The organism is Microbulbifer sp. CNSA002, from assembly GCF_047324085.1.
GTDB lineage: Bacteria > Pseudomonadota > Gammaproteobacteria > Pseudomonadales > Cellvibrionaceae > Microbulbifer.
Genome location: NZ_CP172449.1, coordinates 2,080,171 through 2,093,456, shown reverse-complemented (window position 1 = coordinate 2,093,456; position 13,286 = coordinate 2,080,171). Strand labels below are relative to the sequence as shown.

Genomic DNA, 13,286 nt, shown 5'->3' with positions numbered 1-13,286 from the left:
ACACAGCACCAAAAGTTTACAGGGAAAATCTTAGGCGGATAAATTTACAATTTTTTTAAAAACAGCCTCTAAAGCGATTAAGGCAAGCTTGGGACAATAAGGTTACCTTCTGAAGCACCTTACTCAGATCTCAAAGGTAAACCCACCTTAAACAATTAACAAAATCTACAACTGCAGAATCACTACCTAAGCTAACAATATATCAAATTCAACTTAAGAGCTCTCAATTTACTCACAACAGAAATAAACAATACTTATAATTTAAACCCTTCACTGTTTATTGTCACAAAAGACCAAATAACAAACACATAATAGTTACTCTATCCGCCAATGACGGAAATTACAAAACCTTACAACAGCTTGATTGGCCCACATAAAATAATTACTGTCCCCACCGCATTATTAAATCGTATTGGACAATGGAAATGGACAATGGAAGATATAATGGAACTTACGGCAGCAACAGCAATTGCTGAAACAGATACAACAGTCAGGGATTTTAAGTCTTATCGATCATTTCGCGCTAAAATCCTTGCAGCAACACGGATTGAAGATAGTCTCGCGGTAGATTCAAAATACTACGATGAGTTACTAACTTCCTCCGGGACATTAGACGTCTGGTCGTTGTATATGCTTCAATCACTTGAGTGCATGATTGAAGCGTCTCAGACTGCACTTGAGTCTCTTGATCAACTCAAGGAGAGTCTTTCAGAAATTCTAAGGCTTGATGCGGATTCTCTTTTAATAAAGATACGCGCCAATACAGAGGTCGATGAAACATTGGCGACAGCTCTTAAAGAGGGATTGAAAAAGTATGGCACAACGGAGAAATGGCTCTTAACTCTTCGACAAGCACTTGTAAGCAGAATAGAAATTAGTGAAGAAGGAAAGCGCCTAGTTGAGGCTATTCAGGAAGGTCGACCACCGGAAAGACCACAGCTGTTTCCCGTCTTAACCTACCTTCACGACGACTCTCTTGCCTTAATTTTTTGTTTGCTTGGCGGCCTCACAATGAAGGCAATCTGCGTTGTTACTCTACTAATTGCCCTCGCACCGCACAGCCCTAGCGAACCACCGCCGCCCCCTCCACCACCACCGCCACCCCCTGAGGACTAACATAATTAACAACTCCAATAATACATCGAGTTCATTGTGGTATGCAGTTAAGAATTAGAGTACAACTTAATTGTATGAGTTATCGCTAGTGGCAAGGGCGGCAGAGATAAAGCACTGAGCGCCCTTGTCAGTTTCCATCTATATTTCTATGATTATATTTTCAAGACAAGCTATAAATAAATCCATCTAACTGCACTGAGAGCTTTTGCAAGAACTGTTAACTAACATTCAGTAAGTTATCTGATTAAATATTTACCAACTGATAGCCAAACCTTATTTGCCTATCCATGCTTAGGATTTGGGCAGTATCGATAACTTAAGTTATTTGTCGCCTCGCAAATATCACCACAGGATACGCTCTCATTAATTTGGCAATAGTAACCATATCGACTTGAAGGTCTTCTGTTAGAGCTACAACTCCAACTTTGAGTTCTGCTGTGTATCCAATAACACGTTTTTCACTTACTATTTTAGGCGCACTCTTCTACCCTATTCAAAAGGCAAGCATCTACTCGATAAGGAGAGGCTTCAAACTCCTTTAGCAGAGGCGCAGCCTTGTTTCTCTCTTTGGTTTGACTTGTTAAATGACATGCTTCGTATTTTCTTAGCAGTAGGCTTCTCAAAAAAATGAAAAGAAATATATGCGGCCAGTACACTTAAAGAGAAAGACAGTGTCAACTTTAACTCAACAGATAAATCTAATTTATTTACCTGCACAATAATTGGCATATGCAGCAAGTACAAAGAATATGAAATTTTCCCGATAAAATCGCCAAAACTATTAGCTAATAGAACATTATCATTCGGAACCAAAAACACCACACAAACGAAAACACAACTCATTACTAGTAACACTTCGTAACTTAGCCACATTTTCTGTTTTGCATCAGAGGTAATCATTGTTAAATCAGGATACATCAGAGGAATTAAACAAAGCGCTAATATAAACCAGTGCTTTCTAAGATACCGCGGAACTTTGAGAGATTTATAGTTCATCCCGAATATAACACCGACAAATAAAAACGGCAAACTCCTAAGCACATTAAACTCGTTGTATGGAATACCATAAATTTCACCGTATACTCTCGGGAAATTGGAGAAAAACAGTGAAATCATTAAAGTGAAAATAGATAGATAAATATAACCAGATCGATTCTTAGCACATGCCCAGAAAATTATAAAAATGAAATAAAACTGTATTTCTGGTGGAATTGACCATAGAATATTTTCTCCATACAAGAACAGCAAATGACCTAAGAGCGCATTAAGATCAGGTATACTGTAAAGAGTATTGTTGCCTGAAATTGAAAGCAAATAAGATCCAACTACCACAACCAAGTATAACGGTAAAACTCTTCCCGTTCTCGCTAAAAAATAATATGTGACGTTGACTTTTGTAAAGTCTTTCTCCAAATAGAGATATGACATCAAAAAGCCACTGAGCAGGAAAAACAGCATTACACCGTATGCTCCAGAACCGCCACCCAACACGCCATCAAGCCAATTCGTAATGTCGCTAAAATGGGTAACAAAAACAATTAGAGCTGCTAATCCCCGCAATGTATTAAGCTTCCTAATTTCCAAAATCTACTCCTAACTAGAAAGACATTAGTCATACCCACAAAAAGTAGACATTCTAACTATGTATATTTACGCTCATGCCCTGATGGACTCACATAGCCCAATGCAGAATTGCCCATCAATCTTATTGTATAAATTTAAATACATTCAAACACTTCAGGTTTTACTTACTCTTCGCTTTCAAATGCGCCAGCATATTATATGCTTTACGAACACATAATCTACCTAGGTAAACTACTGGTAAAAAATTGAACTAAAACCTAAGTTAGCAATGATACCTAAAATTAATGCTCTTGAGTAAAAGTCAACCAAATTATCCATAAATAATATTGGTGACTGATAAATGATAAATAAGGTCCAAGGGTATGAAAGTATTAGTATCAGAAAGCCAGGGATATTGTAGCCATTATCCCAGTGCAAATTAGCAGCTCTGAATATACATCAGGAAATGTAATAAGAAATTCTCAATATGAATGGGATTAAGAACGCTTTTTTCAATTCTGCCACCTATGCATATAATGTTGCGATAAAGGGCAACCGAAGCGGAGCGTAGGCTGTCCAACCCAGTTTCTGGCCGGGAGATCTTGCCTGACCTAGTTACAGCTGACGACCTTTGAACAACCTACATACTCTGCCAACCTCCTTTGGCTAACCGCTGCCAGATAGATTTACAGGCGCTTGAACGAAACTGCTGCGCTAGCTTCCAGAAAAACTCGCTGAGATGTGTGTTCAGTGGTGCTTGCAACTACAAACCATCTAAAAAATGACCGCCTCAAACTGAGGCATCGCTTGCAGCGCCCTGTTGACTTGAACTCTTATAAACTACACGCTTTGACTTTAACCCAAACAGATAACGAAAAATACCTATAGGCTTTACGACAAAATAACATAGCAAAATACATACAAGGGACGCACCAAGTAATAAACTCATTGACTTTACCGCGATACTTGCATCCCATTGTACTATATAAAAGGCAAGCGCAACGATAACTGTTTGGTGTAATATATAGAATGGATAAATCAATTCATTTGCGGTATGTAGCCATTTTGGTGTTTGCTTGAAGAACGCACTTGCATACCCTACTAATACCAACAGCCCAGACCAAGAAACAAGTGTACAAACTAACCACCAAAGCTGCCAACGTACCTCTAGTGGTACATATTCGCTAATATCAGGTTTGAAGTAGTAACCATAAAATAGAACAGTACTAAATATGAACCATTTTAAATTGATTGACCGGTTATTAGCCACAGACTGCCATATTTTAGGACTACTCATGAGACACATACCAGCCATGAAGAACAGCAAGAAAAACAACGATACAGATAAGTTATCAATACTGTTATCTTGAGCAGGCATTAGAAGTTTAAGGCCGCACCTCAACAATAGAACTACAAGGACAAGTGAAAACAATCCATGCTTAAATAACGCTAACCGCTCAAGTCTGATAATAAAGGCTTTACCCACTTGGCTGTCGAGCCCTGACTTAAAAGGCAAGGCAAGCAGCATAAACACAATAAGGAACTCGATAAACCAAAGATGATTAGATTCAAATGTCAGAGATAAATGCTGATACGCATCAATTATACTTGTGTAGTCATTTATGTTTTCGAAGTAATTTTGAGGTGGCACTATGAGTACCATACCAATAATTAGTGGGACAAAAAGCCGATGGAACTTGTTGACGATAAATGTTCTCGTATTAATCTTTTTTAGCAAAAGCAGGCTACCTACTCCAGCGATAAAAAAGAGAGTATGCAATCTTAGCTGCTCAAAATACACCATGATATCGTCAAGTAACTTACTTGATTTTCCATTCATCACATGCCAACCATCCCCATTAAACGGCATGAACACATGATGTAAGAATACGGCCAAGATTAGAAAAACTCTTAACCAGTCTAATTCTGAATATCTTCGCTCTTTCATTTAACACATACCTTCCATTGGCGTTGGTCTTTTCCACAAAAAGTAGACGCTCTAATTATACGTATTTTCTCCATACTCTACTGAACTCATATAGTCCTAATGCAGAGTGCCTACGAACCCTATCGTAGAAAAGCTCAATGTGCTCAAACACCGCAGATTTTATTTGCTCTTCGCTTTCGAATGCTCGGGCATAGACCATCTCGACTTTTAGCCTGGCATCTCATACTCGGCTTACACTTGCTTTCAGAAAAAAGATCCTAGTATTTATCCGAACAATATTACACAAGCCTGTCAGAGTGAACTATTAGTCTATGCTCCTATTGTATAAGCTTAGCGACATAGATCCGTGAGCACGACTCGCCTAACTCTTACTGCTTATCAGGCAACAGTTTAAATCCGCAAATCTGCTGTTAACTTACACAGAGCTTTCGTGCTACAGGTCAATAATTGCCCCTGACTTGGCCGCCCTCTAAACTGCCTCTCTGCAAACCCCCTTCGTATACGCCTGAGTTCTTTCTTACCCATGATACGCCCCTTGTTAGGCCTAATCTTAACCATACAGGGTGCCTACTAAACGTAGGTAAACCTTATTTCTCATGCCTAGCAACGCTTCGCTAACCTCTCGTCAGCGCGGAACTCTGTTTTGTTACTCAGCAGATATAGTGCTTTCGATCCATGCTATGTAATGAGAAATCCGAACGCTATTTCCACGATCACCATAAAATGGGCCATGATATGTACGAAGATCTTTTTCACTAGACATCCACGAAGCAAGGCCAGCAAGATACCATTTCTCATTTTCCTTAATGAGGACGGGGCTTCCACTATCGCCACTACCCGACACACCCTCGAGTGGAATAGCAGATTTTGGCGAATCGAATTTGTAGGAAATCCAACGTGCATCTACATTAGAAATGACATTATAAGCTCGGCGCAAAGTGGTTCGATGGGGAGTTTGAGGCTCCACTCCATCATAGCCATTGCCCGTCGCCCCTTTACCGATTATTTGGACAGTCTTGCCTTTCTCATCACTACCAAGAAAAAGAGAGATAGGTTCAACATCGGCAATTGGTTCTTTAAGCTTAATAAGCGCAATATCATCGGACAATGCCAAAAACTCCCTCAAATTTGATCCATCACCCGAGGCTAATGCACCTTCAACAAGAGTTGAAGGTGGCTCCTTGTATCCTGGATGTATAATTACTGTCTCCACCGTACGTGATAGGCCGTTAATCATTATCTCCTCAATACAATGCTGCATACATGCTACATGTGCAGCTGTAACAACCCATTGAGGGTAAATTAATACACCGTGCCCTTCACTTGGAAAGTCAGCAAGCGCTGGAAAGGTAGATACTGGAATTTGATATTTATTATCTTCAATATCATGACGAATGACTATGGCATTGGCCGCAAAAGATGAAGTAAGTATGAGCGAGAAAAAGTATGGCTTTATATTTTTCATATCCTTCATTCCAACATTTACTTCGAAACGACTGTTAATAGGCTTATGCCCTAAATACGAGTAGTGCTAAGCTAGCGGTTTACTCGTGTATTTTTGCAAGCAAAGTGACAGGTTTACACTTCCCTATGAGATTTATCTTGTATGGTTGTTCTTCCCTGATTATGCTGTTGAAAGTCCTTTTCAATGACGGATAAATTGAGTCAAACCTTCAGCGACCACCGAAAGCCTTGTTTATCACAGTTCGCTGCCTAGCCAGTTCATAAAATAGCGACAATAAGTATGAATGTGATAAGCACCCACTAAGCATAACTCGAATAGTCATGTGAGCATCGAACCCGAATAGCAAGTCGGAGATAGCTTATCTTATAGAACCTCAAGAGATCAATGTCGACATTAATACAAGCGGTAGAGAACTCGATATTTATGTGAGACCTACTGGCCAGTACTTTAGTGCTATCAATGATAAAAGTGGCATTAAGCAACTACAACCTATTAAGGCTTGAAGAATACTAACAGAGTCTACTGGAAGACTTGGAATAGAATTCATATGTGTCTCTGACATTGCGGGGTTGCCTGTTGTCGCTTGCACCCCTTAGCAAATATGAAGCTTTACCTAGTTCGTTGGACGACTCGCCAAGACTAACAAACTAGACGCTATTGACACCGCACATTTTGATGAGAATATGAAGCCTAGATTACCTGTTATAAAGCCAGGAAAATTAGGGAGACCTGTAGCTTACTGGCCGTAAGAAGTCATTGTTTAGAAATGAGTACACTGCAAAATAATCAGCTTCAGAGGATTCCGAAATCACTGCACAAACCTATCCAGACCATTCCAAGTACCATTCAAAAATGAGCTACAAGGAATCGATAAGCAACTGGATAAACTGGTTAACAATGTACCTGATCGGCAGCAAAAACAAGATCTATTGTTGAGAACCAAAGGAACCGGAATTGCATTGACTTATACGTTAATATGTGAACTTCCTGGGGCAGAAAAATTGAATCGGAAAGAAATTGCTGAACTTGTAGATATCGCCTTGATGAACTGTGATAGCGGCAGCTTCCAGCGCAAACGATAAATTCGAAGTGGAAGACATCGTGTACGCTCGTTGCTACTTCTTTCCACTATGTCTGCTTACAATTTCATCTCAATTTTATGCCGATGTATAAGTGACTAGTCGACGCTGACAAGCCTAAAAAGATCGCCCAAATTACTTGCATGCAAAAGCAGCCTACAATCCTATATACCTTGGTAAAAATAACACCAGCTGGGATTAGGGTATGGCTTAAAGGTTTGATGAGCAATCGCAATCACTTGTTATGAATTGCTACTTCCTACTGGCCTGGATAATAAGCCACTCTATATCTCCGCCACTATTGTTTATTAGACCAAACTGCCCACCCGGATGACTGAGGATCGTGTCTCCTTCTCAGACGGTTAGCGTAATTTTCCAACAGGTCTTTGGGCTCAAAATATTCGATGACGTTATTGGCCTAATTCTTTGGAACTTCCAACAACAAAATTAAAATTTTATTCACCCTATACTCCTTAACAAGGTCCCAACGGAAAACTTTAAACTGCTGCGATTGGCTATCATACCAGCGCTGCACACCACCAATGCACTGACGAGTAAAGTAGCGATGATCCATAACCAATCAGGCTTGTAATTGATGCCAAATTGAGACTGATAGATCAACTGGGCCGTAAGGTAAGTACCTAAAATGGCCCCCACGCTAGCAATTAAAGAAGTCAACAACCACTCAAACAGGCTTAGCCTACAGCACGTAAGGCGTGATTGACCAAAGCTGATCAGTAAAGCGTTCTTTTTACGCTCATCAGCTTCATAGCCTTTGACCGATGCACTGATCACCAGCACTGCCAGCAAAATAATCATCAAACTAAATCCAGATACCAGCATAATGACTATCGATAAAGTATCATCAAAGCGTTGCGTCAATTCGCGCACCGAGATTAACCGCAATGATGGATGACGCTGCCAAAGCTCTGCCAATTGTCCCCAAGCAGTGCCCGCAAGCTCTAGACTCCCCATATAAAGAGGCGGCATTTGAAGCTTGTTCATGGTGCTTTGTGGCACATTAAACCAAAAGGTGATGGAACCTTTGCCTGGTACATATTTATGACTGGCTTTAATTTCAAAGTTCAAAGATTGCCCCGCAACTTCAAACCGCAATTGGTCGCCGAGCTTCAACCCCATATCGGTCATAACTTCTTGCTCCACCGATACTTGTTGCCAGTCAGCGTCCCCTTCTTTCCAGCGTTGGCCAATCACGGTTTGGTTGTTGTTTGCTTGCTTAATACTGAAATGCAAGCGTATAGGCTTTTGTAAGCTAGCCAAACTTTCGCTGGGGCCGGTGGCGAATTCCACCAAGGTCTGGCCATTGACATGGCTTAATTGCCCGTACCAAAATGGCTTTAATTGGCGAATGTCACTGCCAGTTTGCGCACTCCATTGGCGAATGTCTTGCACCTGTTGTTCATTGGCTTGGGTGATCATCAGGTTACCATCGTGCTCACGGGTATAGCTTTCCATGGTTTGGCCAATGTCTTTCATCAAACTTAAGGTGAATAGCAACAAAGTGGCACACATTCCAACACCCAGAATTTGAATGGATTTGCTGAGCAAGCGCTGTTTCACCATATAAAAACCAAAAGCCATCATGCCCGTTGCACGGCTCGTCACGGTATAGCCCAACCTCAATACCAACCAAGTCAATACCATCATCAATATCAAGGTGGCCGCCATAGCGGATAGAGTCATGGCCGTGAGCAGACCGTTGTCGGAGTAAACAAAGACCACCACCGCCACACCGAATAACGCAAATCCATAACGAGGCAATAAGTGATTCAGACTCGCCATTTGGCGAATCAATTGCGCCGGGGTTACTTTGACCATCACTAGCCAATTGGGGATTTGGAAAATCGCCAATAGAGCCAACAACAGCGCGTAACTGCTGAATAAATCCGCCCATATCCAGGTGACTGTTAGGTCCGTAAACTGTATCTGCATTTGCTCCAAAATTAGGTATCCCGCCCCCCATGCCAAGATGGTTGCCGGAAGTAGACCTGCTATGACTGTTAGTAGCCATTGACCAAATGATAAAGCGAACACCTGGAGTTTATTGCTTCCCATGGCCAGACATACCGCCGCAAAGCGCTGTTGGGATATCAACTGACGTCGACCAGCTTGGTCGATAGCAATGGCTGCCATCAAAAACAACAGTACCGATGCTAAACCCACAAAATTCTCAACACGTTGCCAAAATAAAGACAGCGGATGGCCACTGTGTTTGTCGTAAAGCTGTGCGGTCACTAGCTCAGTAGTGGCCCACTGCTTGAGGGTGTTCAGCTCGCTTTCATCCCCCGTAAGCAAATAGCGAAAGCGGGCATTGTCAGCTTGTATCATTGAAAGATCATCCAGGTGCACCAATGCACGCATCGCTACGGAATGGCCTTCGAGCAGGCGGTCGGGTTCATGTCGTACCAAACCTGTGAGCTTCAATTGTCCATGTCCGATGTCTAAGGATTGACCAAGGGTGAGCTGTAGCGAAGAAAACAATCGGCTATCGACCCAGATTTCACCAGATTTAGGCCCATGGCTAAGGGATTGCCCCTGTCCATCCGTCTCAAATGCCACTTGCACTGTGCCTTGTACTGGATAAAGATCATCCACTGCTTTTAATTGAACCGTTTGCCAATAGTGATCATTAGTCAAAGTTACATTCACCAGCTGGCTAACGCTCAACTGCTGCGCATACTGGTGCAACTTGCTTAGTTGTGCATCGGTTAGCGCTTGATTCTGAGAAATCACCAAATCGCTACCGAGCATTTGCTGCAAATTATTGGCTAAATAAGTTTGAATGGAACTACTGGTTAAGCTGAGCGTTAAAATGAAAAACATCAAAGTTGCTTGAATCCAGCGAATTAAGCGTACATCCGCTTGGTGATATTGCTGGCGGAACAATTGCCACACAAATAAAATTAACATAATAGGCCCGCCATAGCCGCAGCTTTGTTGCGCGGCTTGACCGCTAATTTGCCTTGGCTCAATTGTAGTAAAGTATCGGCCTGCTCTGCTAATTCCATCGAGTGCGTGACCAGCACCAGCCCCACCCCGCTTTGCCAACAACAATCAAACATCAATTGCGCGATATGTTGCGCAGTTTTCTCATCTAGGTTGCCCGTAGGTTCATCGGCAAAAATAAATTCTGGCTTCATGACAAAAGCACGGGCAATGGCCACCCGTTGTTGCTCACCGCCACTGAGTTGCTGTGGTTTATGGTACATTCGATCAGATAACCCCACCTTGTCGAGCCATAATTCAGCTGTGGATAATGCATGTTTGTCACCTTTTAGTTTTAAAGGCAGGGCGACGTTGTTTAAAGCATCAAGTTCGGGCAACAAGTGAAACTGCTGAAAAATAAAACCTGAACTTTGACGCAGGTTCTTTAATAGTTTCTGCTCTCCATTATTCTGAAATTGCACCTCGCCAGAAACCGGACTTTCAAGACCTGCCATTAACAGCAATAAACTTGATTTACCTACTCCAGAGGGTCCAACAACTGCGTAAGAATGGCCGCTGAACAGCTCAACATTCAAATTCCTAAACAGGCTAATCCGCTGTTTCCCGACGGTAAAATGATGATCAATTTGCTTTAAGTTAATGCTGCTCGACATGGATAGCTTCCTGAAATAACTGGTTGAGCAGAACTTTAAAGAAGTAAAGGTGAAATTAATGTGAAATCAGTGAAAACAAGTTGCTAAGTTGTCAGAGCACAAATAAGGAGGCTATATGTTGCTCAATAACCTCCAGCGAAACAACAAAAGCATGTAGTCCATAAGAAGTCCTTCATAAAGTTTGACGTTACCTTATAATCACCTTATGCGGCCATTCTTTCATATATTTATCTGGACTCCTGAATCCAAGTTAACTGCGCCTTCTCTTCAAGTTATAGTACCTATCAAGGCACTAAGATAAGTTATCCCTAAGCTCCTTAACCAACTCAAAGTAAAATCCTTTGATATTCTAAGTTTTCAGTTTCTGGAAAAATGATTCTACATGCACATTATTATTCATAAATCCTGGTCGATTCATGCTCGGTCCAATACCTAGTTCTGATCCGAACCTTTGGATGATTCGATATCTTGCTGATGTGCCACCGAAAGAAACCGTTGCCACTTTTTCTACAAATCAAGTTCCTGCTTTAATTTACGAATTTCCGCCTCTAAACTCTTTACCCTAGAAATTTCCTTTTCTGTTTTAGAGACTACATCAGTAAGCTTTCTTCGTTTATCCGCCACAATCTTCCGCTCCTGAAACTCTTTTCTCCACCGTGACAATATGAAATGGTGAATATTGGAAGTTTTGGCCACTTCCTTAACTTGAATACCCTCTATCAAACTAAGCATTACCGCTTTCACTTTTACTTCGTTTGAATACTGCCAAGTCTTTCTAGGTTTGTTATTATTCGGCATAAGACACCTCGCCTGTTTAACTTTGGTGTCCGTTAAAACGGGGCAAGATCAAAGAGCAACCATAGTCACTTGTTTTAACTTCTATTCATCGGAACTGACTAAAGAGTAAATATCGAAATTCAATGCCAAACCCAAAGTAACGACTCTTTGCAAAAGTTCTTTTTCAAGTATCACTGCCATGTTTGGATAGTAATACGTAGACACATATGTGATACCAATACGAGCCTCACCTGGCAACTGTATAAGCCTTTCTTTTCGTGACTCTAGTAGCTCCAACAACTCTTTGAAATGTACATTTGTATAGTAATCATCGGAAGATTCTAAAGTACGATAGGACCAAAAGTTATCTTTGCGTTTTCGTACATTATTTGGACCCCACAGCTCTCCCTCGCACCAAAAATGCGTTGGTTCGATATCCAATATTTTGGAAATTGACTCGAGAGAACACTTAAAATCTCTAGCATAAAAATATGCGTATGTTTGATGATCATTCATAAGATTTGAGAATTACAACGTCTGCAGTATGGGCGAGGAGCAAAGCGACGTGTCCAGTCCACACGGCGTACATAGCTGAACTGGTTAGGCTTGAATCCCTTAAAAACCATCTACTGCGACATTCTTTAAATAGCTAATGAATTGATCGTCTTCTAGATTGAATAGGTCAAAGCCCACCCTAGCGAAACCATCTTTTTCTATCTCTCTTATTTCACCAACGCCACCATTTATGCGGGAAAAGTCTCGCTGTAGATTATAAATTAATTGATTAAATCTCATATCTGGATCTCTCATCCAGATTTCATCTAAGAGTTCTAATACTTCATGTATCCGTTGAGGATCTCTCATTATCTCACCCAATTATTAACTCTAACGCCCGTAACACCAGGCAGTTTGGAGCGTAGCGGAAAACGGGGCGCGTGCTTGCGTTTGCTAGTGTTGAGGTTGAACATCTGCATATAACTCATTGGCATGGATGTAAAAGTTGCAATTTTTCAAGGAGTCGAAATCTTGACTAGACTCATTTGCACCAATAGCTACCAAAACACTTGAGTCTTGCCAGACCACTTCAAGACTATTCGGATAACCAGATATCCCAAGAAACTCTATACCAGTAGGATTGATAATTCTATACTCCTGAACACCAACCAACCTCATTGAACATCTTACGGAAACTCCCTCAGGATACGCTTCTATGAAGATGTAGTCTTCATCTAAACGAATATCGACCCTCTCAACATTACCCCCCTCTAACCGGAAAATGCTATCAAGAAAGTCTTCTGTATTTTCCTCAACTATTCTTTTCATGACCATTAAACACTAACACCGCAAGCAAAGGCGCGCATTAGTGTGTCCAGTGCGCTGGGCGATTTTTCTTCCATTGTTATGCCTTTAGTCATCATGTGGTTTCAACATAAATAGGAGCTCTGTGAACGAATTGGCCACCGGGAATATTGCTGCATCAGTTTCAAGCTCATGAAACCAGAATACAACCTTTGGGTTGTTTTCACTCTCTGAGTAATCGAAGCAAAGATAGTCACCGCCCCCACCCACAACAATGGGAAGATAATGCTTTGAAACACCATGAACTCTTCTCAATACTGAAAGTGACTCAATAACATTCTCTTTACTTTCTAATGGATCGAGTGTGAGCAAGGCTCCTAAACCAATAGAAGCCTCCCCCCTTAAAGTAGACGCCACCT

General features: G+C 41.3%; 13 protein-coding genes. 2 read left to right on the top strand and 11 right to left on the bottom strand.

Going from position 1 to position 13,286, the window contains the following annotated elements; genetic code table 11:
- Nucleotides 1-432 precede the first annotated feature (432 nt).
- Complete coding sequence (locus tag ACG1BZ_RS09445) at nt 433-1,116, top strand: hypothetical protein (protein ID WP_413665392.1); 684 nt, start codon at nt 433-435, stop codon at nt 1,114-1,116.
- 528 nt (nt 1,117-1,644) lie between these two features.
- On the opposite strand, the gene ACG1BZ_RS09440 is transcribed toward ACG1BZ_RS09445, so the two are convergent.
- The 4 genes from ACG1BZ_RS09440 to ACG1BZ_RS09425 all read right to left on the bottom strand — a co-directional run bounded on the left by ACG1BZ_RS09440 (nt 1,645) and on the right by ACG1BZ_RS09425 (nt 6,092).
- A complete protein-coding gene (locus tag ACG1BZ_RS09440) occupies nt 1,645-2,700 on the bottom strand; it encodes an acyltransferase family protein (RefSeq protein WP_413665391.1) in 1,056 nt (351 codons plus the stop codon).
- A 769-nt stretch (nt 2,701-3,469) separates the two neighbouring features.
- Nucleotides 3,470-4,627: an acyltransferase family protein gene (locus ACG1BZ_RS09435; RefSeq protein WP_413665390.1), complete on the bottom strand. Its 1,158-nt coding sequence runs from the start codon at nt 4,625-4,627 to the stop codon at nt 3,470-3,472.
- Nucleotides 4,628-4,682: 55 nt separating this feature from the next.
- Nucleotides 4,683-4,826: a hypothetical protein gene (locus tag ACG1BZ_RS09430; protein WP_413665389.1), complete on the bottom strand. Its 144-nt coding sequence runs from the start codon at nt 4,824-4,826 to the stop codon at nt 4,683-4,685.
- A 447-nt stretch (nt 4,827-5,273) separates the two neighbouring features.
- Nucleotides 5,274-6,092: a trypsin-like serine protease gene (locus ACG1BZ_RS09425; RefSeq protein ID WP_413665388.1), complete on the bottom strand. Its 819-nt coding sequence runs from the start codon at nt 6,090-6,092 to the stop codon at nt 5,274-5,276.
- Between the two features lie 932 nt (nt 6,093-7,024).
- Here ACG1BZ_RS09425 and ACG1BZ_RS09420 point away from each other — a divergent pair.
- Entirely contained in the window at nt 7,025-7,174 is a 150-nt protein-coding gene (locus tag ACG1BZ_RS09420) for a hypothetical protein (RefSeq protein ID WP_413665387.1), read from the top strand.
- Between the two features lie 456 nt (nt 7,175-7,630).
- Here ACG1BZ_RS09420 and ACG1BZ_RS09415 read toward each other — a convergent pair whose 3' ends face one another.
- The 7 genes from ACG1BZ_RS09415 to ACG1BZ_RS09385 form a co-directional block, all read right to left on the bottom strand.
- Nucleotides 7,631-10,102 carry an ABC transporter permease gene (locus ACG1BZ_RS09415; protein WP_413665386.1) on the bottom strand — a complete coding sequence of 824 codons (2,472 nt, stop codon included), beginning with the start codon at nt 10,100-10,102 and terminating at the stop codon, nt 7,631-7,633.
- The gene (locus ACG1BZ_RS09410; RefSeq protein WP_413665385.1) at nt 10,096-10,791 is read right to left on the bottom strand and encodes an ABC transporter ATP-binding protein; all 696 of its coding nucleotides are present in this window, start codon (nt 10,789-10,791) and stop codon (nt 10,096-10,098) included. Before ACG1BZ_RS09410 ends, ACG1BZ_RS09415 begins: the two co-directional genes overlap by 7 nt.
- A gap of 507 nt (nt 10,792-11,298) precedes the next feature.
- Nucleotides 11,299-11,589: a transposase gene (locus ACG1BZ_RS09405; protein WP_413665384.1), complete on the bottom strand. Its 291-nt coding sequence runs from the start codon at nt 11,587-11,589 to the stop codon at nt 11,299-11,301.
- 81 nt (nt 11,590-11,670) lie between these two features.
- On the bottom strand, nt 11,671-12,084 hold the full coding sequence (locus ACG1BZ_RS09400; RefSeq protein WP_413665383.1) for a DUF4279 domain-containing protein: 414 nt from the start codon (nt 12,082-12,084) through the stop codon (nt 11,671-11,673).
- 99 nt (nt 12,085-12,183) lie between these two features.
- Nucleotides 12,184-12,432, bottom strand: coding sequence for a hypothetical protein (locus ACG1BZ_RS09395; RefSeq protein WP_413665382.1), 249 nt, complete (start codon nt 12,430-12,432; stop codon nt 12,184-12,186).
- Between the two features lie 84 nt (nt 12,433-12,516).
- Nucleotides 12,517-12,891, bottom strand: coding sequence for a hypothetical protein (locus ACG1BZ_RS09390; protein ID WP_413665381.1), 375 nt, complete (start codon nt 12,889-12,891; stop codon nt 12,517-12,519).
- 84 nt (nt 12,892-12,975) lie between these two features.
- Nucleotides 12,976-13,284 (bottom strand): SMI1/KNR4 family protein, encoded by a 309-nt coding sequence (locus tag ACG1BZ_RS09385; RefSeq protein WP_413665380.1) that lies wholly within the window; start codon nt 13,282-13,284, stop codon nt 12,976-12,978.
- Nucleotides 13,285-13,286: the final 2 nt, after the last annotated feature.

What these genes read in the sequence shown, in the direction of transcription:
- ACG1BZ_RS09445 (WP_413665392.1), top strand. Translation starts at nt 433, where the DNA reads ATGGAAGATATAATGGAACTTACGGCAGCAACAGCAATTGCTGAAACA.
- ACG1BZ_RS09435 (WP_413665390.1), bottom strand. Translation starts at nt 4,627, where the DNA reads ATGAAAGAGCGAAGATATTCAGAATTAGACTGGTTAAGAGTTTTTCTA.
- ACG1BZ_RS09430 (WP_413665389.1), bottom strand. Translation starts at nt 4,826, where the DNA reads ATGGTCTATGCCCGAGCATTCGAAAGCGAAGAGCAAATAAAATCTGCG.
- ACG1BZ_RS09425 (WP_413665388.1), bottom strand. Translation starts at nt 6,092, where the DNA reads ATGAAAAATATAAAGCCATACTTTTTCTCGCTCATACTTACTTCATCT.
- ACG1BZ_RS09415 (WP_413665386.1), bottom strand. Translation starts at nt 10,102, where the DNA reads ATGTTAATTTTATTTGTGTGGCAATTGTTCCGCCAGCAATATCACCAA.
- ACG1BZ_RS09410 (WP_413665385.1), bottom strand. Translation starts at nt 10,791, where the DNA reads ATGTCGAGCAGCATTAACTTAAAGCAAATTGATCATCATTTTACCGTC.
- ACG1BZ_RS09405 (WP_413665384.1), bottom strand. Translation starts at nt 11,589, where the DNA reads ATGCCGAATAATAACAAACCTAGAAAGACTTGGCAGTATTCAAACGAA.
- ACG1BZ_RS09400 (WP_413665383.1), bottom strand. Translation starts at nt 12,084, where the DNA reads ATGAATGATCATCAAACATACGCATATTTTTATGCTAGAGATTTTAAG.
- ACG1BZ_RS09395 (WP_413665382.1), bottom strand. Translation starts at nt 12,432, where the DNA reads ATGAGAGATCCTCAACGGATACATGAAGTATTAGAACTCTTAGATGAA.
- ACG1BZ_RS09390 (WP_413665381.1), bottom strand. Translation starts at nt 12,891, where the DNA reads ATGAAAAGAATAGTTGAGGAAAATACAGAAGACTTTCTTGATAGCATT.